The sequence below is a fragment of the Advenella sp. RU8 genome (assembly GCF_048381675.1).
Lineage (GTDB): Bacteria > Pseudomonadota > Gammaproteobacteria > Burkholderiales > Burkholderiaceae_B > Advenella.
Genome location: NZ_JBLWIS010000003.1, coordinates 235,437 through 254,209 on the forward strand (window position 1 = coordinate 235,437; position 18,773 = coordinate 254,209).

The 18,773-nt window shown below is 48.0% G+C and carries 16 protein-coding genes and 1 tRNA gene; 11 read left to right on the plus strand and 6 right to left on the minus strand.

The window, feature by feature from the left end; all coding sequences use genetic code 11:
* Positions 1–21 precede the first annotated feature (21 nt).
* Both ACM5Q9_RS06095 and ACM5Q9_RS06100 read left to right on the plus strand, forming a co-directional pair.
* Positions 22–1,188: an acyl-CoA dehydrogenase family protein gene (locus tag ACM5Q9_RS06095; RefSeq protein WP_418143841.1), complete on the plus strand. Its 1,167-nt coding sequence runs from the start codon at positions 22–24 to the stop codon at positions 1,186–1,188.
* Positions 1,189–1,201: 13 nt separating this feature from the next.
* Positions 1,202–2,692, plus strand: a complete 1,491-nt coding sequence (locus ACM5Q9_RS06100; protein ID WP_418143842.1) for a class I adenylate-forming enzyme family protein — start codon at positions 1,202–1,204, stop codon at positions 2,690–2,692.
* Between the two features lie 456 nt (positions 2,693–3,148).
* Here ACM5Q9_RS06100 and ACM5Q9_RS06105 read toward each other — a convergent pair.
* Positions 3,149–3,241 (minus strand) — tRNA-Ser (locus ACM5Q9_RS06105).
* Between the two features lie 96 nt (positions 3,242–3,337).
* The gene (locus tag ACM5Q9_RS06110) at positions 3,338–4,612 is read right to left on the minus strand and encodes an aspartate kinase (protein ID WP_418143843.1); all 1,275 of its coding nucleotides are present in this window, start codon (positions 4,610–4,612) and stop codon (positions 3,338–3,340) included.
* A gap of 88 nt (positions 4,613–4,700) precedes the next feature.
* Here ACM5Q9_RS06110 and ACM5Q9_RS06115 point away from each other — a divergent pair, with 88 nt between their 5' ends.
* From ACM5Q9_RS06115 to ACM5Q9_RS06155, 9 genes are all read left to right on the plus strand, one after another.
* Positions 4,701–5,315, plus strand: a complete 615-nt coding sequence (locus ACM5Q9_RS06115) for a trimeric intracellular cation channel family protein (RefSeq protein WP_418143844.1) — start codon at positions 4,701–4,703, stop codon at positions 5,313–5,315.
* A gap of 108 nt (positions 5,316–5,423) precedes the next feature.
* Entirely contained in the window at positions 5,424–6,365 is a 942-nt protein-coding gene (locus tag ACM5Q9_RS06120) for a 2-hydroxyacid dehydrogenase (protein ID WP_418143845.1), read from the plus strand.
* Positions 6,366–6,556: 191 nt separating this feature from the next.
* The gene (gene mmsB / locus ACM5Q9_RS06125) at positions 6,557–7,444 is read left to right on the plus strand and encodes a 3-hydroxyisobutyrate dehydrogenase (protein WP_418143846.1); all 888 of its coding nucleotides are present in this window, start codon (positions 6,557–6,559) and stop codon (positions 7,442–7,444) included.
* 57 nt (positions 7,445–7,501) lie between these two features.
* Positions 7,502–8,653: an acyl-CoA dehydrogenase family protein gene (locus tag ACM5Q9_RS06130; RefSeq protein WP_418143847.1), complete on the plus strand. Its 1,152-nt coding sequence runs from the start codon at positions 7,502–7,504 to the stop codon at positions 8,651–8,653.
* Positions 8,654–8,701: 48 nt separating this feature from the next.
* Positions 8,702–9,757: a magnesium and cobalt transport protein CorA gene (locus ACM5Q9_RS06135; protein ID WP_418143848.1), complete on the plus strand. Its 1,056-nt coding sequence runs from the start codon at positions 8,702–8,704 to the stop codon at positions 9,755–9,757.
* A gap of 167 nt (positions 9,758–9,924) precedes the next feature.
* Positions 9,925–10,404 (plus strand): DUF1178 family protein, encoded by a 480-nt coding sequence (locus ACM5Q9_RS06140; protein WP_418143849.1) that lies wholly within the window; start codon positions 9,925–9,927, stop codon positions 10,402–10,404.
* 99 nt (positions 10,405–10,503) lie between these two features.
* On the plus strand, positions 10,504–11,646 hold the full coding sequence (locus ACM5Q9_RS06145) for an NAD(P)/FAD-dependent oxidoreductase (RefSeq protein WP_418143850.1): 1,143 nt from the start codon (positions 10,504–10,506) through the stop codon (positions 11,644–11,646).
* 193 nt (positions 11,647–11,839) lie between these two features.
* Positions 11,840–12,325 carry a YajQ family cyclic di-GMP-binding protein gene (locus ACM5Q9_RS06150; RefSeq protein WP_418143851.1) on the plus strand — a complete coding sequence of 162 codons (486 nt, stop codon included), beginning with the start codon at positions 11,840–11,842 and terminating at the stop codon, positions 12,323–12,325.
* A gap of 3 nt (positions 12,326–12,328) precedes the next feature.
* The gene (locus ACM5Q9_RS06155; protein WP_418143852.1) at positions 12,329–12,739 is read left to right on the plus strand and encodes a PaaI family thioesterase; all 411 of its coding nucleotides are present in this window, start codon (positions 12,329–12,331) and stop codon (positions 12,737–12,739) included.
* Positions 12,740–12,814: 75 nt separating this feature from the next.
* Here ACM5Q9_RS06155 and efp read toward each other — a convergent pair whose 3' ends face one another.
* The 4 genes from efp to acnA all read right to left on the minus strand — a co-directional run bounded on the left by efp (position 12,815) and on the right by acnA (position 18,553).
* Complete coding sequence (gene efp / locus ACM5Q9_RS06160; RefSeq protein ID WP_418143853.1) at positions 12,815–13,372, minus strand: elongation factor P; 558 nt, start codon at positions 13,370–13,372, stop codon at positions 12,815–12,817.
* Positions 13,373–13,448: 76 nt separating this feature from the next.
* Positions 13,449–14,615, minus strand: a complete 1,167-nt coding sequence (gene earP, locus ACM5Q9_RS06165) for an elongation factor P maturation arginine rhamnosyltransferase EarP (protein WP_418143854.1) — start codon at positions 14,613–14,615, stop codon at positions 13,449–13,451.
* Positions 14,599–15,810 (minus strand): DUF2863 family protein, encoded by a 1,212-nt coding sequence (locus tag ACM5Q9_RS06170; RefSeq protein ID WP_418143855.1) that lies wholly within the window; start codon positions 15,808–15,810, stop codon positions 14,599–14,601. The genes earP and ACM5Q9_RS06170 overlap by 17 nt, the downstream gene beginning before the upstream one ends.
* Positions 15,811–15,859: 49 nt before the next feature.
* On the minus strand, positions 15,860–18,553 hold the full coding sequence (acnA, locus tag ACM5Q9_RS06175; protein WP_418143856.1) for an aconitate hydratase AcnA: 2,694 nt from the start codon (positions 18,551–18,553) through the stop codon (positions 15,860–15,862).
* Positions 18,554–18,773 lie beyond the last annotated feature (220 nt).

Here is an 18,773-nt window from a genome sequence, read left to right on the forward strand (position 1 = left end):
ATCTATTTTTTGGGGTTTTAAATGAATATTTATACTGAAAGTTCACCCGCTGTAGAAGCGGTAAGAAATTTTGCGAGACGAGAGGTAATACCTAAGGTAAAAGCATTGGAAGAAAGCAATGACTTTCCACAGTTTGTAGTAGATGGAATGGCTAAGATAGGGTTGTTTGGAATGGTAATTCCAGAAGAGTATGGGGGGTTGGACTTACCACTTGCAGAGTATGTATCAGTGATGGAAGAGTTAGGGGCGGCATGGTCTGCCATGCCTAGTTTTATCAATAGTCACAGTACCGTCTCTAAATTGATCGTCACCTACGGTACAGATGAGCAAAAAGAGCGTTACTTACCGTTGTTAGCTTCAGGGGCTAAGCGAGGGGCAATTTGTTTGACAGAGCCATCAGTGGGATCAGATTTAAAACAAGTACGAACTAACGCTACGCACGAGGAAGGTCAGGGTATAGTCCTCCGAGGGCAAAAAATCTTTATTACGAACGGCCTGCGCGCAGGTATTCATGTGGTGCTGGCAAGGGATAAGGCGATAGGCAGCGAAGATAGTCTAAGTTTGTATATTGTGGAAGCGGACACAGAAGGATTTGAGGTTACCCGATTGGCTGAAAAAATGGGGTTTAAGCATGTCGACACTGCAGAGCTTAACTTTAATGATGTACGTTTAACATCGGATAACTTACTGGGAGGGCAGACAGGAAAAGGCCTCCAACAGGTGCTGTCCATGCTGGAAGCTGGGCGTTTGGCAATGGCCGGGACCGCAGTCGGAATGGCACGCAACGCCGTGTCTTTGGCGTTAGAGTACTCCAAGACTCGGGAAACCTTTGGTAAACCTATTTCATCGCATCAGGCTATTCAAATTCATTTGGCGAATATGGCAACGAGTCTGGTAGCAGCAAGAGCCTTGATTCGGGAAGCGTTGGAGCATAAAGAAAAATGGGGGCGTGCTGATATGCTGGCATCCATGGCAAAACTGTTTGCAACTGAAACCACCATGCGTATTACTGAAGATGCCATGCGCGTACTGGGGGGGTATGGTTATGTGTCAGAGTTCCCAATTGAAAGACTCTATCGTGAAGCACCAATTTACGTTTTAACCGAAGGCTCCAATGAGATCCAACGCATTATTATTGCTAGAGAAATGCTGAAGGATGAGGGTGTTGATCGTTTGAATCTTAAATGATTTGGAGAATGAAATGAAGCAGTATAACGATGTGGTAACTCCTATCCTGGATCAAGCAAAGGTGCAACCTAATCATGTGGCATTTGTGTTCAAGGGTCGTACGATTACCTATCAGGAGTTTGTACAGGAAGCTAGATTGGCTGCCTATCAGTTGCAAGAGTTGGGTGTTAAAAAAGCAGACCGTGTTGCGGTGACTGCTGGAAATCGACCTGAAATCATGATTATCTATATGGGATTGGCTTTATTGGGAGCAGCAATAGTGCCCATTAATCCGGAGTACGGTGAAAAGGAAATTCGCCATATTTTGGCGCATAGCGAAGCTAGTTTATTGATTTATGCAGACTCTTTATGTTCACACGTGGAGTCCGCAGTGAATGCCAATCCTACTTCAATCACTCTGCAAAGTATGGAGGCGCTTGTTGATGCGTGGCAAGATGGCGCTTGTTATGGAGGTCAACCCCAGGGGGGCGGAGATGATTTAGTGCTGCTTTGCTATACCTCTGGAACCACATCAACGCCCAAGGGTGTTGCTGCTACACATGCAAATGAGCTGGCCTCGGCTTTTGCGTATCGTGACATGTGGAAAATTACGCCTAACGACAGTTTATTGGTCACGTTGCCCTTAACGTTTGCATATGGATTTCATGCGGCTGCTTTCGTGGCGTTGGTGTCAGGTGCAACCATTTTGCTAAGTGAAAAATTTCATCCCAGACTAGCTTTAGAATCTATTGAGTTACAGAAGCCTACGGTATTTTTAGGTGTACCGACTATGTATGCAATGATGGCTGATGTTGCTGCTAAGGAAAGTAGGCGATTTGATGTCAGTTCGCTCAGAATGGCGGCCGCGTCAGGTGCAGCGCTTAATGAGCAGACCATTGAGGATTGCAGGTCTAGACTAGGAATGATTGTTAAGCCTTACTATGCAATGACAGAAGTCCGGCCTATTTTTTGTTTTGATATTCAGGATGTAGAGGATAAGCATCGTGGATCGGTCGGGAGGTTAATCCCACCCACCGAAGTTCGCATTGTCGGAGAGAATGGGGAAGATGTGCCTGCTGGACAGAGGGGCGAGCTATGGGTAAAAGGTCCTAGCTATTCAGGGGCCTATTATAAAGATCCTATTCGTACCAGCGAGGCGATGCAAAATGACTGGTTTAAAACCGGTGATATTTTTTATGAAAAAGATGATCATTACTATATTGTGGGACGCATAAAGGACCAAATTATTTCCGGAGGTGCCAAAATTGCACCGATAGAGGTAGAAGAGGCAGTGTTGTCACTACCTGGAATTGCGGCTGTTGCTGTAGTAGGTGTACCTGACTCTACGTATGGTCAGGTTGTGAAAGCTGTGATTGTTAAGGAAAATGCAGAGCTTGGTGTGGAAGCTATCAAGTCTCATTGCGAGAATTTGATTGCAGATTATAAAATGCCTCGTATTTGGGAGTTTGTGGAGGACTTGCCTAGGTCTCCAGCTGGAAAAGTGCTTAAATCTGCGTTAGTGTGATAGGTAATTCCCCCTGTGCATGGGCGTACACAGTTTGCCGTGCTATAGGGGGACTTTGGGCTTTGCCAATCACGGTCGTTACCTGATTGTCATTATTGTTGTTTGCTTGAGCCATCGGTGAGTAGATCGATCTGCTGTAAATGTTGTTGTTTTTTTTCAAGCCGATTTGGTTATCCTGATCGGAATGCTCCAAGAAAGACGGTTTTTTTGGTTTTCTAACCTGTACAGCAGTTAAAAGTGCCTGTAAAACCAAGTCCTATCCATTCGTGAATTCATTGACCAACTAACAACCAGCCGTAAAAATAAATCCAACACAATGGTTAAAAATAATCATTCTTCATAGGTCTGGATATAGCTAATGTCTTTTGTAAGCTTAGCGAGCAAATCTACAGTGGCATACTGAATATCACCAAAAACAAAAAAGCCCTTGATAATCAAGGGCTTCAATGTAATCTTTGGCGGAGACAGAGGGATTCGAACCCTCGATGCGGGTATAAGCCGCATGCTCCCTTAGCAGGGGAGTACCTTCAACCTCTCGGCCATGTCTCCAAGTAAAAAAGAATTCTAACTAATACTACCTGCTTGTGTCAACAGGCTTGTATTGAAAATGCTGTTTTTTAGCGAAAAAACAGCATTTTTCTTCATTTATTCTTCAATCGCTGTTTCAGCAGGATTACCATCCAGTCCAAATGCCTTGTGCAGGGCGCGAACAGCCAGTTCCATATATTTGTCTTGAATCAGGACGGAAGTCTTGATTTCACTGGTGCTGATCATCTGGATGTTAACGCCTTCCTCGGCCAGAGTGCGGAACATCAGGCTGGCAACACCAGCGTGTGAGCGCATGCCAATACCTACGATGGAAACCTTGCAGACTTTTTCGTCGGTAATAACTTCACGGGCACCGGTGTTAGGCAAAATGGTTTTTTGAATCACGTCCAGGGTACGTTTGAAGTCGTTGCGGTTTACGGTAAATGAAAAGTCTGTAGTACCGTCAACAGACTGGTTCTGGATGATCATGTCGATGTCGATATTGGCATCGGCAACCGGGCCCAGGATCGCAAAGGCAACGCCGGGTTTATCGGGTACGCCCAATAGCGTGATTTTTGCTTCATCGCGACTAAATGCGATACCAGAAACTAAGGCGGCTTCCATTTTTGAATCTTCCTCGAAAGTAATAAGGGTTCCTGAATTTTTTTCTTCTAAGATCGGAATCAGGGGGTCGGTTAAAGATGACAGGACACGTACCGGTACTTTGTATTTACCGGCAAACTCGACAGAGCGGATCTGAAGTACTTTTGAGCCCAGTGATGCCATTTCAAGCATTTCCTCGAAAGACACCACGTTCATGCGGCGTGCTTCGGGTACAACACGAGGATCGGTTGTATATACACCGTCTACGTCTGTAAAAATAAGGCATTCATCGGCTTTAAGGGCAGCTGCCATTGCAACGGCAGAGGTGTCTGATCCACCACGGCCCAGGGTCGTAATGTGGCCGTCAGGATCTATTCCCTGAAAACCGGTAACAATGACTACCTTGCCGGCATCCAGGTCTGCGCGAACGCGCTGGTCATCGATAGAGGTAATGCGGGCCTTGCCGAAGGCGCTGTCTGTTTTTACCGGAACCTGCCAGCCTGTGTAGCTGCGTGCTTGTACACCCTGTGCTTGCAGTGCAAGGGCCAGTAAGGCGCTACTGGCCTGTTCACCGGTAGAGGCCAGCATATCCACTTCGCGAGGATCGGGCATTTCTGACAGTTCTTTGGCCAAGCCAAGTAAACGATTGGTTTCACCCGACATGGCAGAAGGGACTACAATTACTTGATGGCCTGCTGCATGCCATTTAGCAACACGTTTCGCAACATTTTGAATGCGTTCGACGGACCCCATTGAGGTACCACCGTATTTATGGACGAATAAAGACATCTTGATGATTGAAGTAAGTTTGCCCTGAATTGGGCCTAAAACCTGATATTCTACAACGAGTTACCAGAATTGTTATATTTTTTTTAAAATGAATAATTTATTACTGCTGGCACTTGATGTTTTGGGCACTTTTGCATTCGCCCTTAGTGGTGTGATTGCCGCAAAAAATCGCAATCTTGACCTGTTTGGTGTTTTCTTTATTGCTTTTATTACGGCTTGTGGTGGCGGGATTATCCGCGATCTTTGCCTGGGCGCAACACCGCCTGTCAGCATTGCCAGCTGGCGCTATTTATTTGTGACATGGGTGGCGGTATTTTTCTCGCTCAGATTTAAATTCTGGATCAAGAAACTGGCTTATCCCATTTTTCTGTTTGATGCTGTTGGCTTGGGTACTTTTGCCGTGACGGGCGCTGAAAAGGTCTTGCATTATGGTGGTGCGTATGAAACGGCTATTATTCTGGGGGTCATTACGGCCGTTGGCGGCGGGTTATTGCGTGATGTGTTCCTGAACCGTCCACCGATTATCCTTGAAAAGGAAATTTATGCTTCAGCTGCATTGGTGGGTGCTTGTATCATGGTGGCAGGCAATTATTTTGGATTGCAGGAATTTGTCGTTACCTTGGTAGGGGCTGGCGTGACATTCCTGATCCGGTATTTTTCATATCGTTATAAATGGAATTTGCCCCGTTTTATGGGGGATTAGCCTAACTTAGTTAACGGTGCTGGTTGTTATCATGGGTAGAAAAATATTTTTCACTATTTGATGCTAAATTAAATATAAATACTGTCATGTCATCAGGAGATAACGAATATGGCAAGAAATCGTGTGTTACAGGTTGGGCCGTCCACGGCGCTGGTCAGCCAGCATCTTGAAAACCATTATGATGTTGTCCGCCTTTGGGAGCATGATGACGCGATTGCTGCCCTGAAAGCCTATGGCCAGGACTGTGTGGCTGTTGTCACTTCGGCCAAGCAGGGCTTTCGGAATGAATGGCTGGATTATCTACCCAACTTGAAAGTCGTCAGCAATTTTGGGGTGGGGTACGATGCTATTGATGCTGCCGAGCTGCAGCGGCGTGGCATTCAATTGGGCAATACGCCCGATGTCCTGAATGATTGTGTTGCTGATACCGCCATGACCTTGTTATTGGGAGCCGCACGCGGGCTGGTTCGGGCCGATCGTTTTGTGCGTGAAGGCCAGTGGCCCAAGGCAGAGTTTCCGCTGACGCATAGTGTATCGGGTAAAAAAGCAGGTATTGTTGGCTTAGGGAATATTGGCCAGGTCATTGCCAAACGTTTAAGCGGGTTTGATTGTGAGATTCGTTACCATAACCGCTCTGAAAAGCAGGGCGTGCCTTATCGTTATGAGCCGTCATTGAAAGCATTGGCACAATGGAGTGATTTTTTAATCATCATCTGTATTGGCGGGCCAAGCACCCATCATCTGATCAATGATGAAATCATGAGCGCCCTGGGACCGAAAGGTTTGCTGATTAACGTTTCACGCGGAACGGTCATTGATGAGGTGGCGATGATCAAGGCCTTGCAGGAAGGGCGTCTGGGCGCTGCCGCATTGGATGTTTTTGAGAACGAACCTTACGTTCCCGAGGCCTTGCTGGCGATGGACAATGTCGTGCTGATGCCGCATGTGGGCAGTGCCACAGTGGAAACCCGCCAGCGTATGTCGCAACGGGTGATTGACAATCTGGATGGCTTCTTCCAGGACGGCCAGATGATTTCCCGAGTGGTTTAAGGCGAGTTTGTCTTTCCAGTTTCCCATGCTTCTCATGGGAACCGTTGTCGGTATTGGTGCTTTCCCGCAAGCAGTCAGGTTTCCAGAAATGATGGAAAAACGTCTTTAAAATGACAGTCTGTAACACATATTCTCAGTATGGTTGTCATACTTCATTTATTTAAAACTAAAACAGTAATACGGAGACTTACATGAATATCGGATTTATCGGACTGGGTAATATGGGTGCCCCCATGGCGCTTAATTTGCTGAAGGCAGGGCATAAGGTATATGTCTATGACCTGGTTGAATCGGCAGTGCAAATGCTTGAGGCCTCTGGTGCGGTCCGTGCGACTTCACCGGCACAAGTGGCCAGTGCTGAAATAGATATGCTGATAACCATGTTGCCAGCTTCGGTTCATGTAAAACGGGTTTATCTGGGTGAAGATGGGGTGCTTGCTGCTGTTGGCAAACAGGTTTTGCTAATTGACTCTTCCACCATTGATCCCCAAACCGCTCGCGAAGTGGCGGCCCAGGCTGCAGCGCAGGGCAATGACATGCTGGATGCCCCTGTATCGGGTGGTACTGGAGGAGCCCAGGCCGGAACCCTTACCTTCATGGTTGGTGGAGACAAGGCCGTATTTGAAAGGGCCTTGCCGGTTCTACAGGCAATGGGCAAAAACATCGTGTATTGCGGTGGTGCGGGTAACGGTCAGGTCGCCAAGGTCGCCAATAATATGCTGCTGGGCATTTCCATGATTGGTGCTGCCGAAGCCATGAACCTGGGCGTTTCTTTAGGCATGGACCCTAAAGTGCTGGCCGGAATTATCAATACTTCTTCGGGCCGTTGCTGGAGTACCGAGGTTTACAACCCTTATCCAGGCGTGGTGGAAACAGCTCCGGCTTCAAAAGAATATGCCGGCGGGTTTGGTGCCGACCTGATGCTTAAAGACCTGGGGCTTGCCACCGAAGCCGCCCGCGCCGCGAAAGTTCCTGTGGTCATGGGGGCGACTGCACAGCAGCTGTATCAAACCTTCAGTGCGCAGGGTAATGGCAAGCTTGATTTTTCAGGCATTATCAAGCTTTTTTCCGATAAATGAACCGGTCATACGGTATGTCCAGAAAATGTAATGGCAAGATAACAGTAAGGAATGGCAATGTTTAATACCGCGTTAAGCGAAGAGCAGGGCATGATTCGTGATATGGCTCGTGATTTTGCGCAAAATGAAATTGCACCAAGGGCCGAGCAGTGGGAAAAAGATGGCTGGATTGATGATGCCATGATTGAAAAAATGGGTGACCTTGGCTTGATGGGCATGGTGGTGCCTGAAGAGTGGGGCGGCTCGTTTTCTGATTATGTTTCTTATGCCCTGGCGATTGAGGAAATTTCTGCGGCAGATGCGGCAACCGGCACCATGATGAGTGTGCATAATTCGGTGGGGTGCGGCACATTGTTGAATGCAGGTAACGATGAACAGAAAAAACAATGGTTGCCTGAAATGGCGTCGGGCCGTGCAATAGGCAGTTTTTGCCTGACCGAGCCGCAAGCAGGTTCCGAAGCCAATAACCTTAAAACCCGCGCGGTGTTGCAAGATGGCCAATGGATATTGAACGGCGCCAAGCAATTCGTGACCAATGGCAAACGGGCTAAGCTGGCGATTATCTTTGCGGTCACCGACCCTGATTTGGGTAAAAAAGGGATTTCCGCTTTTCTAGTACCCACCCATACACCGGGATACACGGTAAGCCGGGTAGAACATAAAATGGGCATCAGGGCTTCTGATACATGCGCTATTACCCTTGAAAACTGTGCCATTCCGGAAAACAATCTACTGGGCGAAAGGGGTAAGGGCCTGTCTATCGCCTTGTCCAACCTTGAAAATGGCCGCATTGGCATTGGGGCCCAGGCTGTGGGTATTGCCCGTGCCGCTTTCGAGGCAGCCCTCAAGTATGCGCAAGAGCGGGAACAGTTTGGCAAAAACCTGCTGGCGCACCAAAGCATTGCCAATATGCTGGCAGACATGCATACCCAAATCAATGCCGCCCGTTTAATGGTGCTCAATGCGGCTTCGCTTAAAGATCGTGGCATTCCATGCCTTAATGAAGCCGCCCAGGCCAAATTGATGGCCTCTGAAATGGCCGAAAAAGTGTGCTCAATGGCCATTCAGGTGCATGGTGGCTATGGTTTTCTAGAGGATTATCCGGTGCAGCGTTATTACCGTGATGCGCGGATTACGCAAATCTATGAAGGCACCAGCGAAATCCAGCGAATGCTGATTGCCCGCAGTCTGGTTAATTACCAAGGGTAGTTGTCTTGCAAATGTTATGATTCCCTCTTGTTGCCAGAGGAGGGAACCATGACTGTTGAAGAAAATGTGAATATGTCGGAAAGCCCTGCTTCAGGGCCAGGTGGTGATGATCCTATTCAAAAAAACACACCGACATCAATTATTGCATCGGTTGAATACGTGCATGGCAGGCGTCGAGGCACCCTGTCTATCGAGCAGATTGCCGGTTATAAAAAAGAATCAACCCGCTTGTTGTGGGTGGGCTTAAAAGATCCTACCAAGGCCGAACTTCAGCATATTTGTGCTCAATTGTCGCTAAGTGCCGAGGCTGCTGAGGAAATTATTAAAAAACATGGTCGTCCCAAAATGATCGATTACGGGGAGTATATCCAGATCGTGGCCATGACGGTCACCAAGGATAACAACAAGAAACCGGTTTTTGGTGAAATCCAGATTATTTTCGGGATTGGTTTTCTGCTGACGGTCAGGCGTGGTGCTGCCCTCTCAAACAGTACCCTTAGGGAAAGACTGGAAGGCTGCCCAGACCTGATTGCACGAGGAAGTGACTATGTCGCGGCCGAAATCCTGGATGTGCTGGCTGACAGTTATACCCATTTAACGGCACGGCTGGAATTGGAAGTGGATCAGTCAGAGCATCAAATGCTGTTGCAAGGACTTAAGGAAAACGACATTCGCAAATTGTATAAGCAGCGGCGTGATTTATTGCGGATTCATACGGCTATTTCTCCCATGATTGAAATCTGCCGCAAACTGTCTTTGGTCAGGATAGATGTGGTGGAAATGGACTCCCGCTCTAATTTCAGTATTGTTTCAGACCGGGTGGCCCGCCTGGTAGAGCAAATCAACTCTTTGCGTGAAGCCCTGGCGTTTGCCTTTGAGGCCAGCATGATGATTGGACAAAACCACCAGACCGATATTACTAAAAGATTGGCAGCCTGGGCGGCGATACTGGCAGTCCCTACAGCCATTGCCGGCATTTACGGCATGAACTTTAAGGATATGCCAGAGCTGGATTGGACTTTTGGATATGAGTTTATACTGGTGCTTATGTTTGCCATTTGCGGTTTTCTGTTCTGGCGTTTCAAAAAAGCCGGCTGGCTATAAATAATAAATACGACTGGCTATAAATAATAAATACGACTGGCTATAAATAATAAATACGACTGGCCTTATGCAAATGCCTGTTTTCGGGCCTTTGGTCATTTACGTGTTTTTAGAATACACGTTATCATGTAGGTAATTCAGGCAAGTATATTTTTATTCGAGTTATTATGGCTTTGAAAGTTTTTGATCTCCAGTGTGAAGCACATCATGTATTCGAGGGGTGGTTTTCATCCCACGCAGATTATGATTCACAGCAGGAAAGAGGGCTTTTAACCTGCCCCATCTGTGGTAACGGCAACATTAGCAAAATGCTGTCGGCGCCGCGGCTTAATGTCGCCCATCTTAAAAAAGAAAAACAGCCTGTGCCTGCAGTACAGGCCCCCGTACCGGAAGCAACTGCCAACTTCAATGATAAAACGCTGGCTCAAATCCAGGCAGCTGTCATGCAGCAATTGCGTGCTTACGTTAAACAAACTGAAGATGTGGGGGACCAGTTTACTGCCGAGGCAAGGCGCATTCATTACGGTGAAGCAGAGGAACGCGCCATTCGTGGCAATGCCACTCCCGAGCAGCAGCAAGCTTTGCATGAAGAGGGTATCGCGGTCATGCCTATTCCGGGTTTTCTGGATGAAGACCAGCTTCAATAAGTGTTTTTCCTATACGACATAAAATTTCGTATAGGTATAATGAAAAGCATAATTACTAAACAAAATGAAAATAACCCTTCCTGTCATGGAGCTCAAAGCATGAGTAGTGCAAATGAATTTGATGTGATCGTTATTGGTGCTGGTATTGCCGGTGCCTCTGTTGCGTATCGACTGTCCAAACAAGTGCGTGTACTGGTGCTTGAAAGAGAGTCTCAGCCCGGTTACCACTCAACCGGCCGTTCTGCTGCCATGTTTATGGAAACCTATGGTACGCCCCAAATCCAGGCATTAACCCGTGCCGGTCGCGCTTTTTTTGAACAGGCCCAGTCAAGCGGGTTTACCGAGCAGCCAGTTCTGCATCCCCGTGGATGCATTTATGTAGCCCGGCCAGATCAAAAAGAAGAGTTGGATAACATGTACGCCGATGCCTTGGTCCTGTCGCCAAATGTCGAGTTCATTGATCCAGACAAAATTGTCGAGATGGCACCCTGCATGAAAAAAGAGCTTCTGTACGGGGGGGTGCTTGAACGTAATGCTGAAGATATCGATGTGGATGTATTGCATCAGGGCTATCTTAAAGGCATGAAAAAAAATGGTGCGGTATTACAAAATAACGCCGAGGTTACGCAATGCCAGCGTATTGATGGCAAATGGCAGGTCAAGCTGGCCAATGGTGAAAGCTTTGTGTGCAACATACTGGTTAATGCAGCAGGTGCCTGGGCCGATCATATCGCCCGCCTAAGTGATGTTGCGCCCGTAGGATTGCAGCCTTGCCGTCGTACCGCCTTTACTTTTGATCCGCCAGAAGGACTGGATCTGGCGACGTTGCCAATGGTGGTGGATATTAGTGAACAATATTACTTTAAACCTGATGCCGGGCAAGTGCTGGGGTCTCCGGCCAACGCCGATCCGGTAGAGGCACAGGACGTGGTTGCTGAGGAGCTGGATGTAGCCACTGGTATTTACTATATTGAAGAGGCGACGACTTTCAAGATTCGCCGACCCAATCATGTATGGGCAGGGTTGCGATCATTTGTGAGTGATGGCGATCTGGTGGTGGGTTTTGACCAGACGGCAGAAGGATTTTTCTGGCTGGCTGCTCAGGGCGGTTATGGTATTCAATCTTCGGCCGGTGTGTCCGAGTTGGCTTGTGCCCTTATCCTGAACCAGCCTTTGTCAGATACCTTGCTTAAAGAAAAGGTCGATCCGGCGCTGGTTTCCCCTAACCGTTTCAGGTCATAGCCCGTCATCCTTGCCGTTTTATCTGGTTTTCCAGCCAGTCCATTACAAATGGCCTGGCTGGACTTGAATTTGCCTTAAGCCCGCCTTCATAAAAGACAGCCTTGATGCCAGGACTTCCTGGCGGCTAGAACGGTTAAAATATGCTAATCTTTATGCCAATGATTAATATGACAATGAAAAGGAAAGAGAAAAGATGCCATCATTTGATGTCGTGAGTGAAGCAGACCTGATCGAAGTAAGGAATGCGGTTGAGCAGGCCAATAAAGAAATTTCAACCCGTTTTGATTTCAAGGGCTCAGATGCCCGGATCGAACAAAAAGAGCTGGAATTAACCATTTTTGCCGATGACGAATTCAAGGTAGGGCAGGTTCAGGATGTTCTCATTAACAAACTGTCCAAGCGCGGGGTCGATTTGCGTTTTCTTGAATACGGTAAAAAAGAAAAAATGTCTGGCGACAAGCTCAAGCAATATGCCACTATACGTAAAGGTATCACCGGAGACCTGGCGAAAAAAATCGTTAAAACCATTAAAGACAGCAAGCTTAAAGTACAGGCCAGCATACAGGGAGATACCGTGCGGGTAAGTGGTGCAAAACGCGATACCTTGCAGGACGTGATTGCCTTGCTGAAAAAAGAAGTGGCTGATGCGCCGCTGTCATTCAATAATTTCAGGGATTAAATCGTGGATGTTGGTGTATCGGTTCATCCCATCAATAATCCATTTCTGGAATGGATGGGTATTTCTTTAACTGACTGGTCTGAAGGGTATGCGCAAATGCATCTGCCCATGGGGGCTAACCTAGGTAACCGTACGGGCCGGGTGCAAGGGGGCGTATTGTGTACCTTGTTGGATTCGGTAGCCGGTTATAGCGGTATTTATTCGGCGCCTGGCGAGCCTGAGCTGAAAGCGCTTACCCTGTCATTAACAACCAATTTTATTGGTGCCGGTGATGGGGCAATGTTAAAGGCCAGGGGTTTTGTGGAAAAAAAAGGGCGCAGTATATTTTTTGCCCGTTCTGAGGTTTGGCTGGATGATGATTTGTTGCTGGCAACAGCAGTAGGCACATTCAAGTATTCTTTGGTTAAAAAATAATATCGTTTGCCCATGAAAAAAACCTGGTGCGTTAGCATCAGGTTTTTTTACTACCAAGGTATCATGGCATTGGAATTACATGACACGGCTACGGTATTCGTTAGTGCGGGTGTCAATTTCAATGTTGTCGCCAATATTGCAGAACAGGGGCACGGAAATTTCGAAGCCGGTATTGATTTTGGCTGGTTTCAGTACTTTACCGGAAGTATCACCCTTAACAGCAGGTTCGGTATAAGTAATTTCGCGAACGATGATGGTAGGCAGTTCTACGGAAATGGCGCGGCCTTCGTAGAAAACAACCTCAACCGTCATACCTTCTTCTAGGTAATTCAGTGAGTCACCCATGCTGTCGGCTTCCACTTCGTGCTGATTGTATTCTTCGTCCATGAAAACATACATTGGGTCAGCGAAGTAAGAGTAGGTGCACTCTTTTTTGTCTAGCGTGACAACTTCAAATTTTTCATCAGCTTTGTAAACCAATTCACTGCCGGAGCCTGTTAACAGGTTTTTGAATTTCAGTTTGACAACGGCAGAGTTTCGGCCAGATTTATTGTAATCAGCTTTTTGTACAACCAAAGGTTCTGAGCCAACCATGACTACATTGCCTACGCGCAATTCTTGTGCGGTCTTCATTAATAATAACTCCAGGAATAAATGGGTAGTGTATATCTACTTTAATATCAACCGATAAAATCGGAAAACGCTTATTTTATACTTTTTGTGCCGTTTTTTGATAAATATTTAGGATGGATAAAGATAAAGTATTGTTTTTAGATAGATTTTGGCAATATTCATGTGCTTCTTGCTGCCATTGTTGGCGGTTGGCAGGGTTAAAGAAGATGTCTTGTAAAAGCAAGGCAAATGTCCCCGGAGAGGCAGCATTGTTCCAGGCTCGCATCATGCTGGCCACAGGCTTGCTGGTGTTGCTGCTGGCAAGCCAGGCATCCAGTTTCACCAGATGGGCATTTTCCTGCTGCTCATAAATTTGCCAAATAAACGGTTTGCCGGCCCAAATTGCCCGGATGAAGCTGTCTTCACCGCGTACAAAATTAAGCGAACCCAGCCAAAGCAAACGGTCATAGTCGCGTTGGTCTATGAATGGCAAACGAATGATCTGCAGTTGGGATGGATTGGCGCTGATGGCGCAGATATGTGCCATTTCTGCTTCTAAGGAAGGTGCCACCCCTTCGGGAACCAGTAACAGGACAGCTTGTTTGGCATTGGCAAGTGCCTGGGCCAGTTCATTAACGGGGGCGCTTGTATAGCAAAACAAATTAATGATGGCGGTGCCCTGTTGCCAAAGGGCGAGTTGGCTGGCATTTAAAAAGGGGGCCAGGAATTTTTCTTGGGCCTGTCGGTTATTCTGCCAGTGGTCACGTTCAGAGAGCAGGTTTTTTTCGCGCAGCAAACCACCTGTCTTACCCGTAAAGCCCGGGAAGAAAAAATGTTTTACCAGGCCATTGGCTTGTGGTGAGGGTTGTGCATGAAAGCTTTCGACCCAAGGTTCTGCTGAGAGATATTCCAGATTCAGCCATAACTTTGTCTTGCCTTTCATGGCTTGGACAAAAGCGGGTGGCGGGTCACAGGCAAATGCTTCTATAACCATTTCTGCCGGTTGTTCGTCAAAGGCGTCGTCATTGATCCAGTGAAGAACATGAATGCCTTGAACGATCTGTTCTTTTAGGGTTGGATCCAGTTCAGGGGCGATTTTCCCAAAACTGTGCAGCTCATCTACCCACAGGCGAATGGTGGCCTGGCTTTCCGCCTTTAAATCGCGTGCCAGGCGCCAGCACACACCAATGTCTCCGAAGTTATCGATAACCTTGCAGAAAATATCAATGCTTTGTGGGGTAAGCGGTTTAGTGGAATTGTTCACTGGAAAAATCTGCATCATCAAAATCATCAGGGGCGCTAATGTAAGTCAGCTCGCCGTCGGGACTAGGGAAAAGCGGTTCGTCGGTTTCTTCATGCATGCCGGGCTTGAGCATTTCATTGATGCAAACGATATGTTTGATGCCATTGGCTTGCAGCTGTTCGATAATATTAAGGACCGATGCCGACTCGGTAATGGATTCTTGTGCTGTTTCTTCCTGCTCTTCACTGAAGAGGGGCCACATGCAACCGTAAATGACCTGATGGGAGTCCAGGAAGGTGAAGCCGATGCGGTATTCCTTGACTTGCTCTTCTCCGGTGCCGGCAATGGTGGCGCGGAAAGATTCAGCCGGTATATTCAGGGTGTTTTGCAGCCATTGTACGGAAGCGGTCAGGGCGGCGTAACGGATGCGTTTGTCTGCCTCGCGGTTGCAGATATAAAACGCATCGGGCAGTGGCAGTTCCAGGCCGCAAGCGGGTAACAGTTCCCTGAACAGGGGGAGGGCTTCATCCTGCCATGGTTTCAGGCAGCGTTGGCGTTGTTCGGCAAAGTGTTCGCTGGCTTCCTGCCATTTGAAAACAGGCTGGTTTTGGGCCACACAAAAAGCGGCCATGATATAGCGGGTATCAGCCAGCATGGACAGGTCTTCGACGGGTGGCTTGGCGCTGGAAAGCGGGGTGACTGGCAAGTTCAGGGCCTGTCTGGCCAGCGCATTGCACCACATATGGGTTTGATCGAATGATTTTGGCATTTGATCTACCGAGCACAGTTGCGGATGAATGGCGATTTCCACCGAAGTGGCACTGATGTGTTTTTTCAGCAGATTGACAAGTGCTGCCTGTGTTTTCAGGTTTAATGCGGGCGACGGGATCTGGAACCGGGTCCAGGCCACAACGGGAATGACGACAAACAGGCAGTCGAAAATGACCCCGTTTTTTTCCAGCGTACAGGATTCGGACATGGTTTCCGCGTGTTCCAGCAAAATATCATGCGTTTCATTGTCGGTTGATGACAGGAAATCAAGCGCGCGGTCTATCTGGTTTTTTTTGTTGCTGTTGAAAATGTCGACGACTTTTTGATCAATCAGGTTTTCCCAGTGCCGGTCTTCAATAATGCAGCCGGATTGTTTTAAGGCCATGCAGGCGTCAACAAGGGCCTGGCTGGCTTTGCTTAACTTTGCGAATTCGGGTTTGCTCATATTTCTGGCGGCTCCCGTCATGATTGTGCATGAAGGGAGCCGGGGTCTATTAAGATAAAAGTTGTCGAAGAACGAAGGGAAGAATGCCACCGTGCTGGTAGTATTCAACTTCAACCGGTGTATCGATGCGCAGCAGCACAGGAATTTCCTGTTTGCTGCCATCGGGGCGATGCACGGTAAGTACGACATCCTGTTGTGGCTTGATGCCATTTTCCAGGCCGCTAATATCGTAGGTTTCGTCTCCGGTAATTCCCAGTGATGCTACCGAGTCATTGCCCTTGAACTGCAGTGGCAAGACGCCCATGCCCACTAGGTTGCTACGGTGAATGCGTTCGAAGCTGCGTGCAATAACCGCTTTTACGCCCAATAACTGGGTACCTTTGGCGGCCCAGTCACGGGAAGAGCCGGTGCCATATTCTTCACCACCAAATACGACCGTTGGCGTGCCACTGGCAATATATTTCATGGCAGCCTCGTAAATGGGTAGTTGCTCTTCACTGGGCTTATGAATGGTTTCACCGCCTTCAAAGCGGTTGCCGTTAGGCAGGGCAGGAATCATGAGGTTTTTGATGCGAACGTTGGCAAAAGTACCGCGCATCATGATTTCATGGTTGCCGCGGCGTGAACCATAGCTGTTGAAATCGGGTGTCATCACACCATGGGCCAGCAACCATTTGCCAGCCGGTGAGGTTTCCTTGATAGAGCCTGCCGGTGAAATATGGTCGGTAGTCACCGAGTCACCGAAAATGCCCAGTGCCCGAGCCTGCTTGATAGGCGGCATGGCGGCAGGTGTCATGCTGAAGGATTCGAAGAAAGGTGGCTCTGCGATATAAGTAGATTGAGGCCAGTTGTAAATTTCACCCGAAACCCCCTTGATTTTTTTCCACAAATCGCCAGGATTGGATTTGACTTGGGCATAATTGTTGCGATAGGCCTTCGGATTCATGGCTTTGCCCAGCAGTTTTTCAATTTCTTCATTGCTTGGCCAGATATCGCCCAGCCAGACGTCACCTTTTTTGCCCTTGCCAACCGGCTGGGTCATCAGGTCAATATTCAGGGTGCCAGCCAGGGCGTAGGCCACGACTAGTGGTGGCGAGGCCAGGAAGTTGGCTTTGATGTTGGGATGGATGCGTGCTTCGAAGTTGCGGTTGCCTGACAGGACAGCAGCACAAACCAGATCGTTCTTGATAATGGCTTCGTTAAATTCGTGGGACAGGTCACCGGCGTTACCGATACAGGTAGTGCAGCCATAGGCGGCTACATCAAAGCCCAGCTGCTCGAGATAAGGCAGCAGGCCTGTTTTGGCAAGATACTCGGTAACAACCCTGGAGCCTGGGGCCAGAGAGGTTTTGATATGTTTTTGAACGGTTAGGCCTGCCTTGACCGCTTTTTTTGCCAACAGGCCAGCAGCCAGCAAGACACTGGGGTTGGAAGTGTTGGTGCAAGAGGTAATGGAGGCAATTAGGATATCGCCGTTTTTAAGCGAAACCCCACTGGGTGTTTCGTAGGCGGTATTGAATTTTTCTGCTGGTTGGTTAAAACCGTTTTTCTCTGGGGGTGCAGTAAACAATCCGGCAAAGGTTCTTTTGACATTGCCCAGCTCAATCCGGTCTTGGGGGCGTTTAGGGCCGGCAAGGGAAGGAGAAACGGTTTTCAGGTCCAGTTTCAGTACTTTGGTGTAGTTGATGTCTTTGGCTTTGGGCACGCCAAACATTTTCTGGGCTTTGAAATAGGTTTCCAGTGCTTCAATTTCCTCTTCGGTGCGGCCGGTACCCCTGAAGTAATCAAGCGTATGCTCGTCAACAGGGAAAAATCCCAAGGTGGCGCCGTATTCGGGTGCCATGTTGGAAATGGTGGCGCGGTCGGTAACGCTTAGGCTTGCGGTGCCTGGCCCGCAGAATTCCACAAATTTGCCGACTACTTTTTCTTTGCGCAGCATTTCGGTAATAGTAAGCACCAGATCGGTGGCGGTAACGCCGCCGCGTAATTGGCCGGTTAGTTCAACGCCAATGACATCGGGGGTAAGCATGTAGTAGGGTTGGCCCAGCATGGCGGCTTCGGCCTCGATGCCACCCACGCCCCAGCCCACTACGCCAATGCCGTTAATCATGGTGGTATGGCTGTCAGTGCCAACCAGGGTGTCGGGGTAATAAACATCATTGGCGTCTTTGTGTACGCCACGCGCCAGATACTCCAGGTTAACCTGGTGAACAATGCCGAATCCGGGAGGGACTACGCCAAAGGTGTCAAACGCCTGCATGCCCCATTTCATGAATTGGTAGCGTTCCTGGTTGCGCTGGAACTCAACCTTCATGTTCAGGTCAAGGGCGTCTTTAGTGCCGAAGTAGTCAATCATGACAGAGTGGTCTACCACCAGGTCCACCGGTACCAGTGGTTCAATCGCTTTGGGATTTTTACCCATTTTTCCAGCTACCGAACGCATGGCGGCAAGGTCGGCTAGCAGGGGAACGCCGGTAAAGTCTTGCAGAATCACGCGAGCTACCACGAAAGGAATCTCTTCTTCACGCTGGGCGTTGGGTTGCCAGTTGACCAGTTGGCGTACATGCTCTTCGGTGATTTTTTTGCCGTCACAGTTTCGCAATACCGATTCAAGGACGATTCGGATGGAAATGGGCAGTTTGTTGATTTTGATATCCAGTTTTTTACCCAAGGCAGGAAGGGAGTAAAACTTTCTGGTTTTATTGTTGACCGTGAGTGTTTTTACAGTGCTGGAAAAAGGCATGGCAACCTCGCTGTTGGAATGGATGGGTAAAAAATAACAGGGTGAATGGGTATGGTATTGATTGTTTTATATCAATGATAGCATTAGGTGGCAGGTGTTTGCTTGCAGGATTTAGGCAAAATTGCAATACATTTATGGTTTTTTTTTAGCAATTGCAGATAAAGAATAAAAAACAGGCCTTTTTCAAGGCCTGTTTTAATTTTGAACCAAACCGTTTTAG

Excerpts from the sequence above, each read along its gene's own strand:
- ACM5Q9_RS06095 (WP_418143841.1), top strand. The coding sequence starts at position 22 with ATGAATATTTATACTGAAAGTTCACCCGCTGTAGAAGCGGTAAGAAAT.
- ACM5Q9_RS06100 (WP_418143842.1), top strand. The coding sequence starts at position 1,202 with ATGAAGCAGTATAACGATGTGGTAACTCCTATCCTGGATCAAGCAAAG.
- ACM5Q9_RS06110 (WP_418143843.1), bottom strand. The coding sequence starts at position 4,612 with ATGTCTTTATTCGTCCATAAATACGGTGGTACCTCAATGGGGTCCGTC.
- ACM5Q9_RS06115 (WP_418143844.1), top strand. The coding sequence starts at position 4,701 with ATGAATAATTTATTACTGCTGGCACTTGATGTTTTGGGCACTTTTGCA.
- ACM5Q9_RS06120 (WP_418143845.1), top strand. The coding sequence starts at position 5,424 with ATGGCAAGAAATCGTGTGTTACAGGTTGGGCCGTCCACGGCGCTGGTC.
- mmsB (WP_418143846.1), top strand. The coding sequence starts at position 6,557 with ATGAATATCGGATTTATCGGACTGGGTAATATGGGTGCCCCCATGGCG.
- ACM5Q9_RS06130 (WP_418143847.1), top strand. The coding sequence starts at position 7,502 with ATGTTTAATACCGCGTTAAGCGAAGAGCAGGGCATGATTCGTGATATG.
- ACM5Q9_RS06135 (WP_418143848.1), top strand. The coding sequence starts at position 8,702 with ATGACTGTTGAAGAAAATGTGAATATGTCGGAAAGCCCTGCTTCAGGG.
- ACM5Q9_RS06140 (WP_418143849.1), top strand. The coding sequence starts at position 9,925 with ATGGCTTTGAAAGTTTTTGATCTCCAGTGTGAAGCACATCATGTATTC.
- ACM5Q9_RS06145 (WP_418143850.1), top strand. The coding sequence starts at position 10,504 with ATGAGTAGTGCAAATGAATTTGATGTGATCGTTATTGGTGCTGGTATT.
- ACM5Q9_RS06150 (WP_418143851.1), top strand. The coding sequence starts at position 11,840 with ATGCCATCATTTGATGTCGTGAGTGAAGCAGACCTGATCGAAGTAAGG.
- efp (WP_418143853.1), bottom strand. The coding sequence starts at position 13,372 with ATGAAGACCGCACAAGAATTGCGCGTAGGCAATGTAGTCATGGTTGGC.
- ACM5Q9_RS06170 (WP_418143855.1), bottom strand. The coding sequence starts at position 15,810 with ATGAGCAAACCCGAATTCGCAAAGTTAAGCAAAGCCAGCCAGGCCCTT.
- acnA (WP_418143856.1), bottom strand. The coding sequence starts at position 18,553 with ATGCCTTTTTCCAGCACTGTAAAAACACTCACGGTCAACAATAAAACC.